We start from the raw sequence: 21,703 nt of genomic DNA on the forward strand, positions 1-21,703 counted from the left end.
GGGTCGTAACCAGTGGAGAATCTCATTGCGCTGCTGGTAGCGGCGCCACTGCTCGGAGCGGCCGTACTGCTGTGCGGCGGGCGGGCTTTGGACCGGGTGGGCCATCTGCTCGGCACGGTGCTCGCGGCCGCCTCCTTCGTGATCGCCGTCGTCCTCTTCTCGGACCTGCTCGGCAAGGGGCCCGAGGACCGCACGCTCAGCCAGCACCTGTTCAGCTGGATCCCCGTCGAGGGCTTCCAGGCGGACGTCGCGTTCCAGCTCGACCAGCTGTCGATGACGTTCGTGCTGCTGATCTCCGGCGTGGGCACGCTGATCCACCTCTACTCGATCGGGTACATGGAGCACGACGAGCGGCGCCGCCGCTTCTTCGGCTACCTGAACCTGTTCCTCGCGGCGATGCTGCTCCTCGTACTCGCCGACAACTACCTGCTGCTGTACGTCGGCTGGGAGGGCGTGGGTCTCGCCTCGTACCTGCTGATCGGCTTCTGGCAGCACAAGCCGAGCGCGGCCACCGCCGCGAAGAAGGCGTTCCTGGTCAACCGTGTCGGTGACATGGGTCTGTCCATCGCGATCATGCTGATGTTCACGACGTTCGGGACGTTCGCCTTCAAGCCGGTGCTCGACAGCGTCGGTGACACTTCCGAGGGCAAGCTCACCGCGATCGGCCTGATGCTGCTGCTCGCCGCGTGCGGCAAGTCGGCGCAGGTGCCGCTGCAGTCCTGGCTCGGGGACGCGATGGAGGGCCCGACCCCGGTCTCGGCCCTCATCCACGCCGCGACCATGGTGACCGCGGGTGTCTACCTGATCGTCCGCTCCGGCGCGATCTTCAACGGGGCGCCGGACGCCCAGCTCGTCGTCACCATCGTCGGCGCGGTCACGCTGCTGTTCGGTGCGATCGTCGGTTGCGCGAAGGACGACATCAAGAAGGCCCTCGCCGGCTCGACGATGTCGCAGATCGGCTACATGATCCTCGCCGCGGGCCTCGGCCCCATCGGCTACGTCTTCGCGATCATGCACCTGGTGACGCACGGCTTCTTCAAGGCGGGACTCTTCCTCGGCGCCGGTTCGGTCATGCACGGCATGAACGACGAGGTCGACATGCGGAAGTTCGGCGGCCTGCGGAAGTACATGCCGATCACCTTCGTGACGTTCGGTCTCGGCTATCTCGCCATCATCGGCTTCCCCGGCCTGTCCGGCTTCTTCTCCAAGGACAAGATCATCGAGGCGGCGTTCGCGAAGGGCGGGACGGAAGGCTGGATCCTCGGCTCCGTCGCCCTGCTCGGCGCGGCCATCACCGCGTTCTACATGACCCGCGTGATGATCATGACCTTCTTCGGCGAGAAGCGCTGGCAGCCGACAGCGTCCGACAGCGGCTCCGCCGCGGGCGAAGGACACGAGCCGCACCCGCACGAGTCCCCGTCGTCCATGACGATCCCGATGATCCTGCTCGCGGTCGGCTCGGTCTTCGCCGGTGGCTTCTTCTCCATCGGCGACCGCTTCCTGCACTGGCTGGAGCCGGTCACCGGGCACGACCACGGGCACGCGCCCATCAGCGCGGGCGCGGTCACCGGAGCCACCATGGTGTGCCTCGTGATCGGTGTGGCGCTCGCCTGGGTCCAGTACGGGCGCCGCGAGGTTCCCGTCGTCGCCCCGCGCGGCTCGCTGCTCACCCGCGCCGCCCGGCGCGACCTGCTCCAGGACGACTTCAACCACGTCGTCCTCGTGCGCGGCGGCGAGCACCTGACGCGCTCGCTCGTGTACGTCGACCACACCCTGGTCGACGGGGTGGTCAACGGGACGGCGGCCTCGGTCGGTGGCCTGTCCGGTCGGCTGCGCAAACTCCAGAACGGCTACGTGCGCTCGTACGCCGTCTCGATGTTCGGCGGCGCGGCGGTCATCGCCGCGGTGACCCTGCTGATGAGGGCGGTCTGATACCGATGTCCTTTCCTCTGCTGACAGCGACGGCGGTACTGCCGGCCGTGGGCGCGATCGCCACGGCCGCCGTACCGGCGAAGCAGCGCACCGCGGCCAAGTGGCTCGCGCTGCTGTTCTCGCTCGCCACCCTGGTCCTCGCGGCGGTGGTCGCGGTCCGTTTCGATCCGAGTGGCGGACGCTTCCAACTCACCGAATCGCACGCGTGGATCGCCGACTTCGGGGTCCGCTACGAGCTGGGTGTGGACGGCATCGGGGTGGCGCTGATCGCGCTGACCGCGCTGCTGATCCCGTTCGTGATCCTCGCGGGCTGGCACGACGCCGACCCGCAGGAGACCGGAGCCGAGTCCCTTGGCAGCTTCGCTGCGGGTCGGTGGCGGCCGACTCAGGGCTTCTTCGCCCTGATCCTGCTCGTCGAGGCGATGGTGATCATCTCCTTCGAGGCCACCGACGTCTTCGTCTTCTACATCTTCTTCGAAGCCATGCTCATCCCGATGTACTTCCTCATCGGCGGCTTCGGGGACCGGGCGGGCCCGCACGGCGAGAAGGAGGCGGCGACCCAGCGCAGTTACGCGGCCGTCAAGTTCCTCCTCTACAACCTGGTCGGCGGCCTCATCATGCTGGCCGCGGTCATCGGCCTGTACGTGGTCGCGGGGACGTTCTCGCTCTCGGAGATCGCGGAAGCCCGCGCGAGCGGCTCGCTCGACATGGCGACCAACACCGAGCGGCTGCTCTTCCTCGGCTTCTTCTTCGCCTTCGCGGTGAAGGCCCCGCTGTGGCCGCTGCACACCTGGCTGCCGAACGCGATGGGCGAGGCCACCGCCCCGGTCGCCGTGCTGATCACGGCGGTTGTGGACAAGGTCGGCACGTTCGCGATGCTCCGCTTCTGCCTCCAGCTCTTCCCGGAGGCGAGCAAGTGGGCGACGCCGGCGATCCTGGTGCTCGCCCTGATCAGCATCGTCTACGGGGCGCTGCTCGCGGTCGGCCAGCGCGACATCAAGCGCCTGGTCGCCTACGCGTCGATCTCGCACTTCGGCTTCATCATCATGGGCATCTTCGCGATGACCAGCCAGGGCCAGTCCGGCGCGACGCTCTACATGGTCAACCACGGGATCTCGACGGCGGCGCTGATGCTGGTCGCCGGCTTCCTGATCTCGCGGCGCGGATCGCGGCTCATCGCGGACTACGGGGGCGTGCAGAAGGTGGCCCCGGTGCTCGCCGGCACGTTCCTGATCGGCGGCCTCGCCACTCTCTCGCTGCCGGGCCTCGCGCCCTTCGTGAGTGAATTCCTGGTCCTGGTCGGCACGTTCACGCGCTACCCGGTGATCGGCATCATCGCCACCTTCGGCATCGTCCTCGCCGCGCTCTACACGCTGGTCCTCTACCAGCGCACCATGACGGGCCCGGTGAAGCCGTCCACCGAGGGCATCGCGGACCTGCGGGTGCGTGAGCTCGCGGTCGTGGTCCCGCTGATCGGCGTACTGATCTTCCTGGGCGTCTACCCGAAGCCGCTCACCGAGCTGGTGAACCCGGCGGTCAAGCACACCCTGTCCGACGTCCACAAGAAGGACCCGAAGCCGGAAGTGGAGGCGGCTCACAAGTGACTACGTCAGCCGTCCACAGTCTGTGGACAACCGCCGCCGGCCCGATCGCCAAGATCGACGCACCGAAGATCGAATACGGGCAATTGTCCCCGACCTTGATCGTCATCGGTGCCGCCGTCCTGGGGATCCTGGTCGAGGCCGTGGTGCCGCGCCGGTCGCGCTACTACGTGCAGGTGTTCCTCTCCGTCGTCGCGCTCGCGGCCGCCTTCGCGGCAGTCGTGGGGCTCGCGGCCGGCGGGTACGGGACGACGAAGGCGCACATCGCGGCCATGGGCGCGATCGCCGTCGACGGCCCCGCCCTGTTCCTCCAGGGCGTCATCCTGCTCTCCGGGCTGGTCGCGATCTTCACGTTCGCCGAGCGGCGGCTCGACCCGGAGGCGCACGGCAACCGCGTCGACTCGTTCGCCGCACAGGCCGCCTCCGTGCCCGGCAGCGACAGTGAGAAGGCCGCCATAAAGGCCGGGTTCACCACCACCGAGGTGTTCCCGCTGGCGCTCTTCGCGATCGCCGGAATGCTGGTCTTCCCCGCGGCGAACGACCTGCTGACGCTGTTCATCGCCCTGGAAGTCTTCTCGCTCCCGCTGTACCTCCTGTGCGCCGTGGCCCGCCGCAAGCGGCTCATGTCGCAGGAGGCCGCGGTCAAGTACTTCCTGCTCGGCGCCTTCGCGTCCGCCTTCACCCTGTTCGGCATCGCGCTCCTGTACGGCTACGCGGGCTCGGTCTCGTACGCCTCGATCGCGAGCGTCGTCGACGGCTCGGTGCAGAGCGTGGACCCGGCCCTCGCGGACACCATGGGCAACGACGCGCTGCTGCTCATCGGCATGGCGCTGGTCGTCATGGGCCTGCTGTTCAAGGTCGGCGCCGTCCCGTTCCACATGTGGACGCCGGACGTGTACCAGGGCGCGCCGACGCCGGTCACCGGCTTCATGGCGGCGGCCACGAAGGTCGCGGCCTTCGGTGCGCTGCTGCGCCTGCTGTACGTCGTACTGCCGGGGATGCGCTGGGACTGGCGGCCGGTCATGTGGGCCATCGTCATCGTCACGATGCTGGGCGGCGCGATCGTCGCGATCACGCAGACCGACATCAAGCGGCTCCTCGCGTACTCGTCGATCGCGCACGCCGGATTCATCCTGGCCGGTGTCATCGCGACGACGCCCGACGGGGTCTCGTCCGTCCTCTTCTACCTGGGCGCGTACTCCTTCGTGACCATCGGCGCCTTCGCCGTGGTGACGCTGGTGCGCGACGCGGGCGGCGAGGCGACGCACCTGTCGAAGTGGGCGGGGCTCGGGCGCAGGTCGCCGCTGGTGGCGGCCGTCTTCGCGGTGTTCCTGCTCGCCTTCGCCGGCATCCCGCTGACCTCCGGGTTCGCGGGCAAGTTCGCCGTGTTCAAGGCGGCGGCCGAGGGCGGCGCGGGCGCGCTCGTCGTGGTCGGTGTCGTGTCCTCGGCGGTCGCCGCGTTCTTCTACATCCGCGTCATCGTCCTCATGTTCTTCAGCGAGCCGAAGGCGGACGGCCCGACCGTGGCCGTGCCGTCGCCGCTGACCATGACGACGATCGGGGTCGGTGTGGCCGTCACGATCGTGCTGGGCCTCGCGCCGCAGTACTTCCTCGACCTGGCGAGCCAGGCGGGGGTCTTCGTGCGGTAGCCGCGGCCGACGCGGCGTCACGTGGGGCCCGGCATCCCGAGCGGGGGTGCCGGGCCTCTCGTATGCCGTCGGGCCCGGCCATGCGACGGTGGCAGGGGGTCTTTTGGTATGTCCCCGGCGAGGGCGGGGCGTGCCATCGTGGCGGCATGCGGGCGACCACGCCACCCCCCTGGAGTTGACATGGACGGAACATCAAGAGATCTCTCGCGCAAGACGGTCCTCAAGGCCGCGCTCGCGGCCGGCGCCACCCTCCCGGTGGCGGTGATGAGCGCGAGCGCACCCGCCCTCGCCCGCACGTCCCAAGAAGGCGTGCGGCCGCTGGAGCTCACCCCGATGTGCGACGACGGCGACGATCCGACGCCCGAGCAGATCGAGGGCCCCTACTTCAAGCCGAACTCGCCCCGGCGCACCTCGCTCGTCACCGCGGGCACCCCCGGCACCCGCCTCTCGGTCAGCGGCTACGTCTTCGGCCTCGCCTGGAAGCCGGTCGCGAACGCCCTCCTGGACTTCTGGCAGGCGGACGTCAACGGCGCGTACGACAACGTCGGCTTCACCTTCCGCGGCCACCAGTTCACCGACCAGCGGGGCGCCTTCACGCTCTCCACGATCGTGCCGGGCCTGTATCCGGGGCGCACCCGGCACATCCACGTCAAGGTGCAGGCGCCGGGTCGCCCCGTGCTGACGACACAGCTCTACTTCCCCGGCGAGCCGCGCAACAGCACCGACTCGATCTTCGACCCGCGCCTTCTGATGACGGTGCGGGACGCGGGCGCGGGCAAGGAGGCCGCGTTCGACTTCGTCCTGAACGTGGACCAGGGCGGCCCCACCGACCCGCCCGGCGGTGGCGGCACCTGGGCCGCGGGCACGGCGTACAAGGTGGGCGACAAGGTCACCTACGGCGGTGTGACCTACACCTGCCTCCAAGGGCACACCGCGCTGCCCGGCTGGGAGCCGCCGGGCACACCGTCGCTGTGGCGCGCGGGCTGAGTCGCGGGCCACGACGCGGTGGGGTGGGGTGCCGGCACGGGGGAGTCGGCACCCCACCGTGCGTCGTCCGTGCCTCCGCGTGCGTCCTGTGGATAACTTTCCGTGATGTCGGTGCGGACCCCTATCGTTGCTGAGGACGTCGAACCACGGCGTACGGGGGGAGCAGCGAAGATGGGGACGGAAGTCATGAGCGAGGCGACGGAGCGCGGGGCCATCGGAAGCGAGGCCCTCGCCACGCTCCACCGCGTATTCGGGTACGACGCTTTCCGCGGCGAGCAGGAAGCGATCATCGAGCACGTGGTGGGCGGTGGGGACACCGTCGTACTGATGCCGACCGGTGGCGGCAAATCGCTCTGTTACCAGATCCCGGCGCTGGTCAGAGCCGGTACGGGGATCGTGGTCTCGCCCCTGATCGCGCTGATGCAGGACCAGGTGGACGCGCTGCGGGCGCTCGGGGTGCGCGCCGGGTTCATGAACTCGACGCAGGACTTCGAGGAGCGCCGCCTGGTGGAGGCCGAGTTCCTCGCGGGCGAGCTCGACCTGCTGTATCTGGCGCCGGAGCGGCTGCGGCTCGACTCCACGCTCGAACTGCTCTCGCGGGGCAAGGTGTCGCTGTTTGCCATCGACGAGGCGCACTGCGTGGCACAGTGGGGGCACGACTTCCGCCCCGACTACCTGGCCCTGTCCGTGCTCGGTCAGCGCTGGCCCGACGTGCCGCGCATCGCGCTCACCGCGACGGCGACGCGGGCGACGCACCAGGAGATCACCCAGCGCCTCGGCATGCCGGACGCCAAGCACTTCGTGGCGAGCTTCGACCGGCCCAACATCCAGTACCGGATCGTCGGCAAGAACGACCCGAAGAAACAGCTGCTGTCCTTCCTCAAGCAGGAGCACGAGGGCGACGCGGGCATCGTCTACTGCCTGTCGCGCAAGTCGGTGGAGGCGACGGCCGAGTTCCTCAGCAAGAACGGGATCGAGGCGGTGCCGTACCACGCGGGCCTGGACGCGCGGGTGCGCGCGGAGCACCAGTCGCGGTTCCTGCGCGAGGAGGGCCTCGTCGTCTGCGCGACCATCGCGTTCGGCATGGGCATCGACAAGCCGGACGTCCGGTTCGTCGCCCACCTCGACCTGCCGAAGTCCGTCGAGGGCTACTACCAGGAGACGGGCCGCGCCGGGCGTGACGGTCAGCCGTCGACGGCGTGGATGGCGTACGGGCTGCAGGACGTGGTCCAGCAGCGGAAGCTGATCAACATGGGGGAGGGCGACGAGGCGTTCCGCCGCCGGGCCTCCGCCCACCTCGACTCGATGCTGGCGCTGTGCGAGACGGCGCAGTGCCGCCGGGCCCAGCTCCTCACGTACTTCGGGCAGGAGGGCGCCGAGGCCTGCGGGAACTGCGACACGTGCCTGTCGCCGCCCGAGACGTGGGACGGCACGGTCGCCGCGCAGAAGATCCTGTCCACCGTGGTGCGGCTCGAGCGGGAGCGGCGGCAGAAGTTCGGCGCGGGGCAGATCATCGACATTCTGCTCGGCAGGCGCAGCGCCAAGGTCATCCAGTTCGACCACGACCAGCTGTCCGTGTTCGGTATCGGCGCGGAGCTGGCCGAGGCCGAATGGCGTGGCGTGGTGCGGCAGTTGCTGGCGCAGGGGCTCATCGCGGTCGAGGGGGAGTACGGGACGCTGGTGCTGACCGAGGAGAGCGGGGCCGTGCTCGGGCGGCAGCGGGAGGTGCGGCTGCGCAAGGAGCCGAAGCCGGCGCCGCGGGCGGCGGGGGCCCGGGAGCGCAAGGCCAAGTCGCCGGCGGTCGAGCTGCCGCCGGAGGCGGCGCCGATCTTCGAGGCGCTGCGGGCCTGGCGCGGGGAGCAGGCGAAGGAGAACGGCGTGCCGGCGTACGTCATCTTCCAGAACGCGACGCTCAGCGAGATCGCGCTCCAGCGGCCCACGTCACTCGCCCAGTTGGGCACGATCGGCGGGGTCGGCGAGAAGAAGCTCGCGACGTGGGGGGAAGGGGTGCTCGGCGTTCTGGCGGGCCTGAGGGGCGAGCCCGCGGCGCCCTCCGGAGGGACCGGGGCGGCTGAGCCCTGGCCCGACTATGTGGGCCAGGAGCCGCCGCCCGAGGACGAGGTTCCTCCGGAGGACGTGGACTGGTAACTCACGGTGCCGCCGGTTCCGCTGCGGCGGGGTTGACGTCTCGGGGCTCTGCCCCGGACCCCGCTGCTCAATCGCCGCAGGGGCTTGAATGGCCGACGCCGGCACCGGTTCAGGCTGACGGCACGATTCGGCCTGTTACCTCGCCCAGTTGGACCCTCGCGCCGTCCGGGCCGGGGGCCCGGGCGGAGAGGGTCACCTCGTCGCCGTCCTCCAGGAATCCGCGCTTGCCGTCGGGGAGGTCCAGGGGCTCCTGGCCGTTCCAGGTGAGTTCGATCAGGGAGCCGCGTTCGTCGGGCTCCGTGCCGCTGATCGTGCCCGAGCCGTAGAGGTCACCGGTGCGCAGGGAGGCGCCGTTGACCGTCATGTGGGCGAGCATCTGGGCGCCCGTCCAGTACATGCCGGAGAACGGGGGCTCGGAGATCACCTGGCCGTTGAGGGTGACCGTGAGGCGCAGGTCGTAGCCGGCCGGTTCCTCGGCCACCTCGGGGACACCGTCGTCCAGGTACGGCAGCAGCGGCACCGTCCGCTCCGGCGGGGCCACGCGGGCCGCGTCCAGGGCCTCAAGTGGCGTGATCCACGCGGAGATCGACGTGGCGAAGGACTTGCCGAGGTGCGGGCCGAGCGGCACCGTCTCCCAGTTCTGGATGTCGCGCGCCGACCAGTCGTTGAGGAGGCAGAGCCCGAAGACGTGGTCCCTGTACCCCGTCAGCGGCACGGACGTGCCCTGCGGCGACGGCACGCCGACCACGTAACCGACCTCCGTCTCGATGTCGAGGCGGACGGACGGGCCGAAGACCGGGGCCGGATCGGCCGGGGCCTTGCGCTGGCCACAGGGGCGCACCACGTCCGTGCCGGAGACGACGACCGTGCCGGAGCGGCCGTGGTAACCCACCGGAAGGTGCTTCCAGTTGGGCTTCAGGGGCTCCTCGTCGGGACGGAAGAGCCGGCCGAGGTTCGAGGCGTGGTTCTCGGAGGCGTAGAAGTCGACGTAGTCCGCGACGTCGAACGGGAGGTGCAGGTCGACCGAGGAGAGGGGGTGCAGGAAGGGGCGGACGACCTCGCGGTGGGCCGGGACCGTGACCCAGCCCGTCAGCGCGCGGCGCACGTCGGACCAGGTCTGGCGACCGGCGGCCAGCAGGGAGTTGAGATTCGGGCGGTCCAGCACCGAGACGTAGGGGGAGCCGAGGGCCGCGGCGGCGGCGCCCGCGTCCAGGACGTGGTCCCCTATCCGGACGCCCACGCGGCGCTCGGCGCCCGCGGACGAGGCGGGGGAGAAGACGCCGTACGGAAGGTTGTGCGGGCCGAAGGGGTGGCCTTCGGGAAGGTCGAGTGGGTCGAGCCGGTCGAGCGGAGTGGGCTCGGACGCGGACTCCGAGGTGGCTGCGGGTGCCATGCCTGCGGGCCTCACTTTCCATTCGGGTGCGTGACACGTTACGTGGGAGGTACCGGTTTGTGGCAGTGTCTAAAGAGTTCGCAATGTCCGAATGACCCGTTGATGGAGTGATGGGTTCCGGCTTAGCGTCATTGTCCGGTGGGCACGGACGGGGCCACGGCCCTGTATTCAAGGTCCGGGTCCGAGGGGGGACGCGTGGGGGGACCCGTGGCCAGGAGTGCCAGCGCCGGGAGGGCCAGCGCCAGGAATGCCGGTGCCGGGAGTGTCGGCGCCGGAAGCGTGCCGTTGGCCGTGGACCGGGAAGTGCCCGGCCTGATCGTGAAGTTCGGCGACTACCCGCTGCACCACGGCGGGGTGGGCGCGATCCGCAGCCTGGGGCGCCTCGGTGTGCCGATGTACGCGATCACCGAGGACCGTCGCACACCCGCCGCGGCCTCGCGGTACCTGTCCCGTGCCTTTCCCTGGCGTACGACGGGGACGGAGGCGCCGGAGCGGCTCGTCGCCGGGCTGCTGCGCGTCGCCCGCCGGATCGGCCGCCCCGCGGTGCTGATCCCGACGGACGAGGAGGCCGCCGTCCTCATCGCCGAACACCAGGGGCCGCTCGCCGACGCGGGCCTGCTCTTTCCGCGTGTGGAGCGGGAGTTGCCCCGCCGCCTCGCCAGCAAGCAGGGGCTGCACGAGCTGTGCGTGGAGCACGGCATCCCGTCGCCGCCCGCCGTGTTCCCGGCGTCGTACGCGGACATCGAGGAGTTCGCGGCGAAGGCCCGGTTCCCGGTGGTGGCGAAGAACCGGGAGGCGTTCACGCGCCGCAGCAGCCCCGCCGTGAGCGGTACGACGCGGATCTCGACCCCCGAGGGCCTGCGTCAACTCGCGGGTGGCTGGGGCGAGAAGCCCGGCGTGATCCTCCAGGAGTACCTGCCGCGCGAGTACGCGGAGGACTGGATCGTGCACGCGTACTTCGACCAGGACTCCACGCCGCTCGCGATGTTCACCGGGGTCAAGGTCCGCTCCTGGCCGCCGCACGCGGGCATGACGGCGCACGCGTACGTCGTCGACAATCCGGAACTCGCGGACCTCGCCGCGCGTTTCATCAAACAGATCGGCTTCACCGGCATCATCGACCTGGATCTGCGTTTCGACCGGCGCGACGGGCAGTACAAGCTGCTCGACTTCAATCCGCGCATGGGCGCCCAGTTCCGCCTCTTCGAGAACGAGGCGGGGGTGGACGTCGTCCGCGCCATGCACCTTCAGCTCACCGGCCGCACCGTTCCGGAGGGGGAACAGCGGGCGGGGCACCGCTACGTCGTGGAGAACATCGACCTGCCGGCCCTGCTGGCGTACCGGCGCAGCGGCTATACGACCCCGCACGCCCCGCCCCGCGCGAGTGGCACGGAGCTCGCGTGGTGGGCGGCCGACGACCCGGCGCCGTTCTTCACGATGCTCGCCCGGTTCGTGCGGCCGGGGGCGAAGCATCTGTACCAGCTGTGGCGGACCAACCGCCGCTGCGGCACAACCGGTTCGGGCGGCGGACACGGCGGCCGGACCTGATCGAAGCAGGTGGAGCAGGTGACGCCGCGTCGTCCTGGGGAGGGGCTTCGTGAATCATCCGGTAGCAGTCATTGGGGCGGGGCCCTACGGCCTGTCCACCGCGGCCCATCTGCGGGCGCGCGGAATACCCGTACGGATCTTCGGGGATCCCATGGTGAGCTGGCGCTCGCACATGCCCGAAGGAATGATCCTCAAGTCGGTGCCGTCCGCGTCGAACATCGACGCGCCGCAGCGCGGCCACCGGCTCGTCGACTACTGCGACGCGGCCGGGATCAAGCGGCTCGTCACGGACGAGGACCTGATCACCGCCGAGACGTTCGTGGCGTACGGGGACTGGTTCCAGAAGAAACTGGTGCCGGACCTGGAGCGGGTCCGGGTCGTCTCCGTCGACCGGCGCAGGTCCGCGGGGTTCGAGCTGAAGCTGGACTCGGGCGAGCAGTTCACGGCGCGGGCCGTGGTCGTCGCCACGGGGCTGTCGGGCCTTGAGTACCTGCCGCCGGAGTTCGCCGCGGCCGTACCGGACGGACCCACCCCCACGGGCCCGGTCTCGCACAGCGCGCAGCACCACGACCTGTCCCGGTTCGCGGGCAAGGAGCTGATCGTCGTCGGCGCGGGCCAGTCCGCCCTGGAGACGGCGGCGCTCGCGGCGGAGGCGGGCGCGCGGGTGCAGGTGGTGGCGCGTGGCAAGGGCCGGGTCCGCTTCGGCGCGCCCCCGTGGGACCAGCCGAGGTTCCGTCCCGAGACCCCGTTCGGCAACGCGTGGTCGCTGTACGCGCTCACGTACTACCCCCACCCGTACCGCCACCTCCCGCCGCAGGCGCGGCACTTCCTGGTCAGGCGGGTGCTCGGGCCGCTGGGCGCGTGGTGGCTGCGGGAGCGGTTCGAGGGCAAGGTGGCGGTGCGCGACGTCGCCGGGATCGCGCTGGTGACCGCGTCCGGGGGCGCGCCCGTGCTGAGCGTGCGCACGCACGAGGGCACTGCCGCGGAGCTGACGGCCGACCATGTGGTCGCGGCGACGGGGTATCGGGTGGACCTCGCGGCGATGCCCTTCCTGGGGGATGGGCTGCGCACGCGGCTCGCCACCAGCCGGGGCACGCCACGGCTGGGCGCCGGCTATGTCTCGTCGGTCCCCGGCCTGTACTTCACGGGCATGCTGGGCGGGTCGTCGTACGGGCCGGTCATGCGCTTCGTCTGCGGCACCGAGTTCGCCTCGCCGCGGCTCGCGCGGCATCTGGCGTCGGCGCACGGTTGACCGCGTGGCCCCGGCAACTACCGGCGATTTCACGCCGGTTGACCGGGCCGGGGCATCACCCGAACTGATGAATCGACCCCGCCGTGACCGGCCGTACCCTGCCAGGGCGGCCGGTACTCGGCGGGTCGTGGACAGGGACGGTCCGTATTCTTCGGATCATGCCCGCACCCGCATATGCACTCATCGCCACGGACCTGGACGGCACGCTGCTGCGCGGCGACGACACGGTCTCGGACCGGACCCGCGGGGCCCTGGCGGCGGCCGTCGCCGCGGGCGCCCGGCACATCGTGGTGACGGGGCGGCCCGCGCCCCGCGTGAAGCCGCTCCTCGACGACCTCGGCGGCGGGCTCGCCGTGTGCGCGCAGGGGGCGCAGCTGTACGACGGCGCACGGGACCGGCTCGTGTGGTCCCTGACGCTCGACCGGGACCTCGCCGAGCAGGCCCTCGGCAAGATCGAGGCCGAGATCGGACAGGTGTACGCGGCCGTCGACCAGGACGGGGTGGAGGGCCTCACGCTCATCGAGCCCGGCTACCTCATGCCGCATCCGACGCTTCCGGCGGTACGGGTCGAGGGTCGGGCCGAGCTGTGGGAGCGGCCCATCAGCAAGGTGCTGCTCCGTCACCCGTCGCTGTCCGACGACGAGTTGGCGGCGGTGGCGCGGGCCGCCGTGGATCCGCTCGCGACGGTCACCATGTCGGGTCCCGGCACGGTCGAGTTGCAGCCGCGGGGTGTCACCAAGGCGACCGGGCTCAGTCTTGCCGCGGAGCGGCTGGGGGTCGGGGCCGCCGGCACGATTGCCTTCGGCGACATGCCGAACGATGTGCCGATGTTCGGGTGGGCGGGGTGGGGGGTGGCGGTGGCCAATGCGCATCCTGAGCTCAAGGCCGTCGCCGACGAGGTGACTTCGTCGAATGAGGAGGACGGGGTGGCGGTGGTCCTCGACCGGGTGTTCGCCTGAGCGCTCACCGGTCCCGTCGCGCCACCCCGTCCTCACGCCTCGGGGCTCCGCCCCGGCCCCCGCTGCTCAATCGCCGCAGGGGCTTGATGTGCCGATCCCGGTCAGCCCGACGTGCGGGGGATGCGCTTTTCCCAGGTGCGGTGGAAGACGACCTCGTCGCCGTCCCGGCACACCACCTCGCTCGACGTGATGAACTCGTCGGCCGTGCAGGTGATTTCGGACTGGGTGTCCACGCGCGCGTCCCAGCCCAGCTCCGGGCGGTGCAGCCGGATCGACCAGTCCGAGCGGGTGCGCGCCGACAGCGGGTCGCCCTCGTTGATGACGTACGTCTCCAGCGCGTCCTCCGTGAACTCCAGGCCGTCCGGGTACAGACGCGTGCCGCCGTACCGCGGGTCGACCTCAAGGCGCCACTCGCCCTTGGCCACGTCCCGTACGACGAGCCGCTCGGGGCGCGGCTCCTCCAGCGTCTCCGGGTAGACCACGCCGAGGGGTTCCGACTGCTCGGGAGCCTCGAAGGCGATCGAGCCGCCCGGTTCGGGGCCGCGTACCGGGAGTTCCAGGGCGCTGCCGACCGGGTCGAGCGTGAACCCGGCCTCGGACCCCGCCTGCGGCCAGATCCACGGCCAGTACGCCGAGGACACCGCGAGCCGGATCCGGTGACCGGCCGGGAAGGCGTGGCCGATGCCGTTCAGTTCGAAGGTGACGTCCTCCGTGGTGCCCGGCTCCCACGGCACGTTCTCCGCACGGCCGTGGCGGGAGGACAGGTTGAGGACGCCGCGCGTCACCAGCGTCGAGGAACCGTCCGGCGCCACGTCGCACAGCCGCGCCACGACCTGCCCGCGCGGCACGTCGGACGTGAGCCGGAGCCGGACGCGCGGTCTGCCGAGGACCCGTACCTCCTGCGGCACCTCGAACTCGAAGCACGCCGACTTCGCGTCCTCCTCGCGCTGGTCGGGCGGCAGGTCCGCATCGTTCCCGAACGGGAAGAAGCGGCCCGCGTCGAGGCCCGTGTGCTGCGGTGAGCGCACGATCTGGGGCGGGCCCTGGAGCTCGTACGCGAGAGGGGAGACGTTCGGCGACGGCCAGGACGGGTCGCCGACCCAGCGGCCCGGCAGCTCCGGGTAGACGGTCGCCGGCGGGTGCGAGTCGCTGATCCAGGAGCGCAGCTTCGGCTCCGCCATCACTCCCGTGTCCTCGCCCTTGAGCCAGTGGTCCCACCAGCGCAGCGTCTCCTGGAGGAAGCCGATCGCCGGGCCCGGCGGCAGTCCGCGGTCCGGGTACTGGTGCGACCACGGGCCGATGATGCCGCGCATCTGCTCGGCCGGGAGGTGCTCGGCGAGCCGCAGCACCGTGTCCCGGTACGGGTCGTGCCAGCCGCCGACCGCGAGCACGCCCGCCTTGATCGCGGAGTAGTCCTCGCAGACGCTGCCGTGGCGCCAGTAGTCGTCGCGGGTCTGGTGGCCGAGCCACGTGTGGATGAACGGGTCGACGGCGTCGAGCCGCTTCGTCCACATGTCCTTCCAGCCGTCGCCCACGAACTGCGGGTCCGGCGGACGGGACACGAACGCGAGCATCGTCGCCGCCCACGCGTGCATGTCCACGGCGAGCACGCTGCCGCCCATGTAGTGCACGTCGTTGTCGTAGCGGTCGTCCGCCGAGCAGACGGTCACGATCGCCTTGAGCGGCTCGGGCGCGAGGGCCGCGATCTGGAGGGAGTTGAAGCCGCCCCAGGAGATGCCGAACATGCCGACCTTGCCGCTCGACCAGGGCTGCGCGGCGAGCCAGTTCACGACCTCGACGCCGTCGGCGAGCTCCTGCTCGTCGTACTCGTCGCCGGGCATGCCCTCGGAGTTGCCGTGTCCGCGCACGTCCACGCGCACGGAGGCGTAGCCGTGGCCCGCGTACCAGGGGTGGCGCTGCCAGTCGCGCGGCGCCGTCCAGTCGGAGAGCCGGTAGGGGAGGTATTCGAGGAGCACCGGCACCGGCTCCTCGGTCACCGGCCGCCACACGCGGGCGAAGAGCGTCGTCCCGTCGGACAGGGGTACACGGATGTCCTCGCGGACCGTGCCGAACGGGAATTCGGTCCGGATGGTGGGAGTGGTCGTCATGGGAAAACCTCAGTGAACAGGGTGCATGGTGCGGCGCAGCCAGGGCGCCAGGGCGATGACGACGACACCGACCGCGACCGCGATCGCGCCGTTGACACCGAAGTAGGCGGGGTTGGAGACCTCGCCGTAGACCTTGACGACCTGGGCCTGGATCCCGTTCGCGAGTGCGAGCGAGAGGAACCACAGGGCCATGGTCTGGCTGGCGAAGGCCTGCGGGGCGAGCTTGGTCGTCGCGGACATGCCGGACGTCTCCACGAGGATGTCGCCGAGGCCGAGCAGCAGGTACGAGCCCACGATCCACCAGACCGCCATCTTGTACGTGTCGTCGCTGTGCCCGGACGTCGGCAGCGCCATCAGGAGGAACGACAGGCCGCCCAGGACCACGCCGATCGCGATCTTGTTGGAGGCGTGCGGCTGGCGCGGGCCCATCCGGGCCCAGACGGCGGCCACGACGGGCGCGAGGGCGACCTCGAAGGCGCCGAGCGCGGAGGCGTACCAGCCGGCCGGGAAGTCGAAGCCGAGGATGGTCGTCTCGGCGTTCGTCGAGGCCAGCAGGATCATCGTCGAGTACGCCTGGAACAGGATGAAGTTGAAGGCGACCGAGGCGAGGAAGAGCACCAGATAGGGCTTGAGGCGGCCGCGCTCCTCCGCCGTGACCCGCGGGCTCCTGAACATCACCACGAAGTACACGACCGGCGCGGCCACCGAGATGTACGTGAGGATGTCGACGAAGCGGCCCATGGTCAGCCAGCCGGCCAGCGCGAGGAGCACGGCGAGCGCGGCCACCACGACGGCGCCGACGACCATCAGCCGCACCGCCCGGCGCATCCCCTCAGGTGGCAGCGCGTACTCGGCGGCCTCGGTGCGTCCGGCCAGGTGACGCCGCCCGGCGACGTACTGGATCAGGCCGAACGTCATGCCGATCGCGGCGGCCGAGAAGCCCCAGTGCCAGCCCTTGTGGTCGCCGAGCCAGCCGGTGATCAGCGGTCCCGCGAAGGCGCCGATGTTGATGCCCATGTAGTACAGCGCGAAGCCGGCGTCGCGGCGCTCGTCGTCGGTCCGGTACAGCTTGCCGACCATCGAGGCGACATTCGGCTTGAGCAGCCCGGTACCGGCGCTGATCAGGCCGAGGCCGACCCAGGTCATCGTGGGTGTCGGCACCGCCATCGAGTAATGTCCGCAGGCGATGAGGATGCCGCCCCACAGGACGGCGCGGTACGAGCCGAGGATCCGGTCGGCGAGCCAGCCGCCCGCGACCGAGACGAGGTACACGAGCGTGCCGTACGCCGCCGAGACCGAGGCCGCGTTGCCGGGGTCCATGCCCATGCCGCCGTGCGCGACGGTGTCGGCGAAGTACAGGACGAGGATGGCCTGCATGCCGAGGAACGAGAACCGTTCCCAGACCTCCAGGCCGGAGAGGGTGAGCAGGCCCCTCGGCTGGCCGAAGAAAGCCGTGTCGTCACCAGGGGGCGGTGCGCTCCCCGTGTCGTTCTCGGTGCGGGACAAAGTGCGTACTCCAGGTCGTCTGTGCTGATCAAGAACATACCGGTGGTGTCGCGAAGCCGCCTGGTCCAGGGTGTTCGGGCGGGCGCCAGCTGTGATCGAAACGCGACCGGATACGCTGACTTGAGTGATGGCAGCGACACATCGACAAACCGTGTCATCGACCGAATGATCGACCGAGTTCGCCATGTGATCGTCAGCAGACAGGAGACCCACTCGTGACCGTCGTCGGGACTTTCGGTCTTAGCGTGCGGGACCAGGCTCTCGAAGCCGATGTCCAGGCCGGATTGGCGGCTGTCGAGGAGGGACTGCTCGAAGCCACCAAGAGCGAGGTTCCCTTCATCACGGAGGCCGCCCAGCACCTGGTGCGCGCCGGGGGCAAGCGCTTCCGGCCGCTGCTCGTGAGCCTCGCCGCGCAGTTCGGCGACCCCTACGCGCCGGGCATCGTGCCCTCCGCCGTCGTCGTCGAGCTCACGCACCTCGCGACGCTCTACCACGACGACGTGATGGACGAGGCGGACGTGCGGCGCGGGGTGCCGAGCGCCAACCAGCGCTGGGGCAATTCGGTGGCCGTGCTCACCGGTGACTTCCTCTTCGCCCGTGCCTCGCACATCCTCGCCGACCTCGGCCCGGACGCCGTCCGGATCCAGGCGGAGGCGTTCGAGCGCCTGGTCACCGGCCAGATCCTGGAGACCGCGGGCCCGGCCGACGGCCGCGACCCGGTCGACCACTACCTGGACGTGCTCAGCGGCAAGACCGGCTCGCTGATCGCCGTGGCGTGCCGCTTCGGCGCCATGATGTCCGGCGCCGACGAGACCGTCGTCGACGTGCTCACCCAGTACGGGGAGCGGCTCGGCGTCGCCTTCCAGCTCGCCGACGACGTCCTCGACATCGCCTCCGACTCGCACGAGTCCGGCAAGACGCCCGGCACCGACCTGCGCGAGGGCATCCCCACGCTGCCGGTGCTGCGGCTGCGCGAGCGTGCCGAGCGGCTCGGCCTGGCCGAGGACAGGGAGCTGGTCGAACTCCTGGAGTCCGACCTCTCGGACGACGCGCGGCTCGCCGACGCGGTCGCCCGGCTGCGCGCCCACCCCGCCCTGGAGCAGGCCCGCCGCGACACCGTCCGCTACGCGGAGGAGGCCAGGTCGGCCCTGGCCCCGCTCCCGGAGTGCGAGGCGAAGCGCGCGATGGTCGAGCTGTGCGACGCGGTGGTGCACCGCGCGGGCTGATCCCGTGCCACGAATGGCGTGACGAGGCGGCACCCACCCCCTACGGGTACGGGAGGGTGCCGCCTCTTCGTGTCATCCCGTAGACGTACGCGGAGTTGAGCCTGCGGTCTGACGCTTCCTTGTGGCCGGTTTGGTCGGATGGGGTACACCACTCCAGACCAATCCGGGTGAGAATGGCGGCTCGGAGTGGACGCAGACTGGACGAGCGCACAAGACGGTTAGCCGCCGCCGATCACGGAGGTAGGGCAAGGACATGGCACCGTACGCATCCGAAGACAGCGAGAGCGGCATGCGCCGCAAGACCGTGCGCTACGCGGTCCCCGTGGCCGTGGTGGGGGTGGCCGCGGCGACGATCGGACTCGTTCCGGCGCTCGCCGACTCCGGCGACCCGGACCTCCCCGACATCACCGCGCGCCAGCTCATCGAGAAGATCGCCGCGTCGGACACCGAGCAGCTCTCCGGCACCATGAAGATCCAGACGGACCTGGGCCTGCCCTCCCTCGGCGGCGCCGCGGGCGGCGGCCTCATGGGCGGCGACGGGCGCGGCGAGGGCGGCTCCTCGGCCGACCCGCAGTCGAAGCTGACCGAGCTGGCCTCCGGCACGCACACGCTGCGCGTCGCGGCGGACGGCCAGGACCGGCAGAAGCTGTCGATCCTGGACGACGCGTCGGAGTACAGCGTGATCCACAACGGCGACGACGTGTGGGCCTACGACAGCAAGTCCGACGAGGCGTACCACGCGCAGAAGAAGCAGGGCGCGGGCGGCGGCAGCCACGCCGAGAAGGCCCCGAAGGGCGTCCCGGCGACGCCCAAGGAGCTCACGGACGAGATCCTCAAGGCCGGCGGCGACACCACGTCGTTCACGGTCGACGGCACGTCGCAGGTCGCGGGCCGGGACGCGTACCGGCTGCAGATCAAGCCGAAGCAGTCCGGCTCGACGGTCGGCGCGGTCACCGTGGCCGTCGACGCCAAGACCGGTACGCCGCTGAAGTTCAGCCTGACCCCGGCGGGCGGCGGCGCGGCCGTGGTCGACGCGGGCTTCACCAAGGTCGACTTCTCGAAGCCGGCCGCGTCCACCTTCGACTTCAAGCCGTCCAAGGGCACGAAGGTCACCGAGGCGGACGAGGCGGCGAAGGCGCAGCGGGGTGAGCGCGGGGCGATGCCCGAAGGCATGAAGGGCAAGGCCCCCGGGGCCGAGGACCTCAAGGCCGGCGGTCTCGACGACCTGAACGTCATCGGCAAGGGCTGGACCTCGATCGCCGAGCTGAAGCTCCCCAAGGAGGCCAGTGGCCTGGCCGCGGGCAAGGGCTCGGCCGAGATGCCGCCCGACGCGCAGAAGTTCCTGAACTCCCTGGGCGACCGGGTGAAGGGCGACTTCGGCTCCGGCACCGTCTACTCGACCCGTCTGGTGAACGTACTGATCACCGAGGACGGGAAGGCGTACGCGGGCGCGGTCACCAAGGACGCACTGGTGAAGGCGGCCGACGCGGGCTGAGCCGACGGCTGTCCATGGTGAGGGGGTGGTGCGCACCACCCCCTCACCCGTTCGCGGAGGAGGGGCATGGAGGAGCAGCCGGACGATCCGGTCATCGAGACGCGTGGGCTCACCAAGCGGTACCGGGGCGGGCAACTGGCCGTCGACGGGCTCAGCCTGAGCGTCCCGCGCGGCGCCGTCTTCGGCTTCCTCGGGCCGAACGGCTCGGGGAAGACCACCACCATCCGGATGCTGATGGGCCTGATCGAGCCGACGTCCGGGTCCGCCCGCGTCCTCGGCCACCCCATGCCCCGCGCGACCAGGACCGTGCTGCCGCAGGTGGGCGCGCTGATCGAGGGGCCCGCCCTGTACGGCTTCCGGACCGGCCGGGAGAACCTGCTGCGCTACGACTCCGCCGACCCGACCGCCGACCCGCGCACCCGCAAGGAGCGGGTCGGGCAGGCGCTCGACCGGGTGGGTCTGACGGCCGCCGCGGGCAAGAAGGCCAGGGCGTACTCGCTCGGCATGAAGCAGCGGCTCGGCCTCGCCGCGGCCCTGCTCACGCCGCGCCGGCTGCTCGTCCTCGACGAGCCGACGAACGGGCTCGACCCGCAGGGCATGCGCGAGATCAGAACCCTGGTGCGGGAGCTGGCCTCCGACGGCACCACCGTCTTCCTCTCCTCGCACCTCCTCGACGAGATCGAGCAGGTCTGCACGCACGCCGCGGTGATGGCGAAGGGCCGCCTGCTCACCCAGGGCCCGGTCGCCGAGCTGGCCTCGGGGGCGCGCGGAAAGCTCGCCGTCACCACCCCGGACCCGGCCGACGCCGCCCGCGTCCTCAAGGAGCACGGGCTGACCGTCATCGGCGCGGAGGACGAGCTGGTCACGGCGGAACCGCCGCCGCCGGAGACGGATCTGGCGGATCTGAACACGGCGCTGGTCACCGCGGGCGTGCGCGTGCGCGGCTTCGGCGTCGAGCGGGCCTCGCTGGAGGACGCGTTCGTCGCGCTGACGGGAGAGGGCTTCGATGTCGCGGGTTGAGACGGCCGGGACGGTGGAGGCGCCGCGGGCGGCCCACCCCCTGTGGACGCTGGGTCTGCTGCGCAGCGAGCTGACCGTGACGCTGCGCCGCTGGCGCACGCTCGCGCTCCTCGCGGTCCTGGCCGGGGTGCCGGTCCTGATCGGCGTGGCCGTGAAGATCGAGACGAGCGGGGACGGGGCGGCCGGCGGGGGCGGCCCCGCGTTCATCGCGCAGATCACGAACAACGGCCTTTTCCTGGTGTTCACGGCGCTCGCCGCGACGCTCCCGTTCTTCCTGCCCATGGCGGTCGGTGTCGTCGCGGGCGACGCCGTCGCGGGCGAGGCGAGCGCGGGGACGCTGCGCTATCTGCTGGTCGCCCCCGCGGGCCGGACCCGCCTGCTGCTCACCAAGTACGCGAGCGTGCTCGCCTTCTGCCTGGTGGCGACGCTGGTGGTCGCGGTCTCCGCGCTGATCACCGGGGCGGTGCTGTTCCCGCTCGGCGACGTGATCACCATCTCCGGTACCCGGATCGGCTTCGGCGAGGGGCTGTGGCGGGCGTTCCTGATCGCGCTCGTGGTCGCGGCGTCGCTGGTCGGCATCGCGGCGGTCGGCCTGTTCGTCTCGACGCTCACCGGCAGCGGCATCGCGGCGATGGCGACGACGGTGGGCCTGCTGATCACCGTGCAGATCCTCGACCAGATTCCGCAGCTGCACGCGGTCCAGCCGTATCTGTTCTCCCATGAGTGGTTGTCCTTCGCCGACCTGATGCGGGAGCCCGTGTACTGGGACGACGTGATCAAGAACCTTGAACTGCAGGCCCTCTACGCGGCGGTGTTCGGCTCCGCCGCGTGGGCGCGGTTCACGGCGAAGGACATCACGTCGTGAACCGCGCCGGGGGC

Annotated in this window: 15 protein-coding genes; 12 read left to right on the forward strand and 3 right to left on the reverse strand. The window is 70.9% G+C overall.

Annotated elements, in window-relative coordinates:
• The first annotated feature begins 12 nt into the window (after positions 1 to 12).
• From nuoL to recQ, 5 genes are all read left to right on the forward strand, one after another.
• Positions 13 to 1,932 (forward strand): NADH-quinone oxidoreductase subunit L, encoded by a 1,920-nt coding sequence (nuoL, locus tag ACY34M_RS07800; protein WP_462716313.1) that lies wholly within the window; start codon positions 13 to 15, stop codon positions 1,930 to 1,932.
• 5 nt (positions 1,933 to 1,937) lie between these two features.
• Complete coding sequence (locus ACY34M_RS07805; RefSeq protein ID WP_462716312.1) at positions 1,938 to 3,536, forward strand: NADH-quinone oxidoreductase subunit M; 1,599 nt, start codon at positions 1,938 to 1,940, stop codon at positions 3,534 to 3,536.
• A complete protein-coding gene (nuoN, locus tag ACY34M_RS07810; protein ID WP_462716311.1) occupies positions 3,533 to 5,182 on the forward strand; it encodes an NADH-quinone oxidoreductase subunit NuoN in 1,650 nt (549 codons plus the stop codon). Before ACY34M_RS07805 ends, nuoN begins: the two co-directional genes overlap by 4 nt.
• A gap of 180 nt (positions 5,183 to 5,362) precedes the next feature.
• The gene (locus ACY34M_RS07815) at positions 5,363 to 6,169 is read left to right on the forward strand and encodes a dioxygenase family protein (protein ID WP_462716310.1); all 807 of its coding nucleotides are present in this window, start codon (positions 5,363 to 5,365) and stop codon (positions 6,167 to 6,169) included.
• 171 nt (positions 6,170 to 6,340) lie between these two features.
• Entirely contained in the window at positions 6,341 to 8,317 is a 1,977-nt protein-coding gene (gene recQ / locus ACY34M_RS07820; protein ID WP_462724107.1) for a DNA helicase RecQ, read from the forward strand.
• Positions 8,318 to 8,426: 109 nt separating this feature from the next.
• On the opposite strand, the gene fahA is transcribed toward recQ, so the two are convergent.
• A complete protein-coding gene (gene fahA, locus ACY34M_RS07825; RefSeq protein WP_462716308.1) occupies positions 8,427 to 9,710 on the reverse strand; it encodes a fumarylacetoacetase in 1,284 nt (427 codons plus the stop codon).
• Positions 9,711 to 9,989: 279 nt separating this feature from the next.
• On the opposite strand from fahA, the gene ACY34M_RS07830 reads away from it, so the two are divergent.
• The 3 genes from ACY34M_RS07830 (at position 9,990) to ACY34M_RS07840 (ending at position 13,469) form a co-directional block, all read left to right on the forward strand.
• Positions 9,990 to 11,258: a carboxylate--amine ligase gene (locus tag ACY34M_RS07830; RefSeq protein WP_462716307.1), complete on the forward strand. Its 1,269-nt coding sequence runs from the start codon at positions 9,990 to 9,992 to the stop codon at positions 11,256 to 11,258.
• A gap of 49 nt (positions 11,259 to 11,307) precedes the next feature.
• Positions 11,308 to 12,510 carry an FAD-dependent oxidoreductase gene (locus tag ACY34M_RS07835; protein ID WP_462716306.1) on the forward strand — a complete coding sequence of 401 codons (1,203 nt, stop codon included), beginning with the start codon at positions 11,308 to 11,310 and terminating at the stop codon, positions 12,508 to 12,510.
• A 158-nt stretch (positions 12,511 to 12,668) separates the two neighbouring features.
• Complete coding sequence (locus tag ACY34M_RS07840; protein WP_462716305.1) at positions 12,669 to 13,469, forward strand: HAD family hydrolase; 801 nt, start codon at positions 12,669 to 12,671, stop codon at positions 13,467 to 13,469.
• A 101-nt stretch (positions 13,470 to 13,570) separates the two neighbouring features.
• On the opposite strand, the gene ACY34M_RS07845 is transcribed toward ACY34M_RS07840, so the two are convergent.
• Positions 13,571 to 15,577 carry a CocE/NonD family hydrolase gene (locus tag ACY34M_RS07845; protein WP_462716304.1) on the reverse strand — a complete coding sequence of 669 codons (2,007 nt, stop codon included), beginning with the start codon at positions 15,575 to 15,577 and terminating at the stop codon, positions 13,571 to 13,573.
• Positions 15,578 to 15,586: 9 nt separating this feature from the next.
• Positions 15,587 to 17,083, reverse strand: a complete 1,497-nt coding sequence (locus ACY34M_RS07850; protein WP_462716303.1) for a peptide MFS transporter — start codon at positions 17,081 to 17,083, stop codon at positions 15,587 to 15,589.
• A gap of 215 nt (positions 17,084 to 17,298) precedes the next feature.
• Between ACY34M_RS07850 and ACY34M_RS07855 the strand changes: the two genes are divergently transcribed.
• The 4 genes from ACY34M_RS07855 (at position 17,299) to ACY34M_RS07870 (ending at position 21,689) form a co-directional block, all read left to right on the forward strand.
• Positions 17,299 to 18,309 (forward strand): polyprenyl synthetase family protein, encoded by a 1,011-nt coding sequence (locus ACY34M_RS07855; protein ID WP_462716302.1) that lies wholly within the window; start codon positions 17,299 to 17,301, stop codon positions 18,307 to 18,309.
• Positions 18,310 to 18,562: 253 nt separating this feature from the next.
• Positions 18,563 to 19,804: a LolA family protein gene (locus ACY34M_RS07860; protein ID WP_462716301.1), complete on the forward strand. Its 1,242-nt coding sequence runs from the start codon at positions 18,563 to 18,565 to the stop codon at positions 19,802 to 19,804.
• A gap of 66 nt (positions 19,805 to 19,870) precedes the next feature.
• The gene (locus ACY34M_RS07865) at positions 19,871 to 20,824 is read left to right on the forward strand and encodes an ABC transporter ATP-binding protein (RefSeq protein WP_462716300.1); all 954 of its coding nucleotides are present in this window, start codon (positions 19,871 to 19,873) and stop codon (positions 20,822 to 20,824) included.
• Positions 20,811 to 21,689, forward strand: coding sequence for an ABC transporter permease (locus tag ACY34M_RS07870; protein WP_462716299.1), 879 nt, complete (start codon positions 20,811 to 20,813; stop codon positions 21,687 to 21,689). The genes ACY34M_RS07865 and ACY34M_RS07870 overlap by 14 nt, the downstream gene beginning before the upstream one ends.
• Positions 21,690 to 21,703 lie beyond the last annotated feature (14 nt).

Source organism: Streptomyces sp. EDA2-14 (assembly GCF_054963755.1).

Excerpts from the sequence above, each read along its gene's own strand:
- ACY34M_RS07815 (WP_462716310.1), top strand. The coding sequence starts at position 5,363 with ATGGACGGAACATCAAGAGATCTCTCGCGCAAGACGGTCCTCAAGGCC.
- fahA (WP_462716308.1), bottom strand. The coding sequence starts at position 9,710 with ATGGCACCCGCAGCCACCTCGGAGTCCGCGTCCGAGCCCACTCCGCTC.
- ACY34M_RS07865 (WP_462716300.1), top strand. The coding sequence starts at position 19,871 with ATGGAGGAGCAGCCGGACGATCCGGTCATCGAGACGCGTGGGCTCACC.
- ACY34M_RS07840 (WP_462716305.1), top strand. The coding sequence starts at position 12,669 with ATGCCCGCACCCGCATATGCACTCATCGCCACGGACCTGGACGGCACG.
- ACY34M_RS07870 (WP_462716299.1), top strand. The coding sequence starts at position 20,811 with ATGTCGCGGGTTGAGACGGCCGGGACGGTGGAGGCGCCGCGGGCGGCC.
- ACY34M_RS07860 (WP_462716301.1), top strand. The coding sequence starts at position 18,563 with ATGGCACCGTACGCATCCGAAGACAGCGAGAGCGGCATGCGCCGCAAG.
- recQ (WP_462724107.1), top strand. The coding sequence starts at position 6,341 with ATGGGGACGGAAGTCATGAGCGAGGCGACGGAGCGCGGGGCCATCGGA.
- ACY34M_RS07845 (WP_462716304.1), bottom strand. The coding sequence starts at position 15,577 with ATGACGACCACTCCCACCATCCGGACCGAATTCCCGTTCGGCACGGTC.
- ACY34M_RS07805 (WP_462716312.1), top strand. The coding sequence starts at position 1,938 with ATGTCCTTTCCTCTGCTGACAGCGACGGCGGTACTGCCGGCCGTGGGC.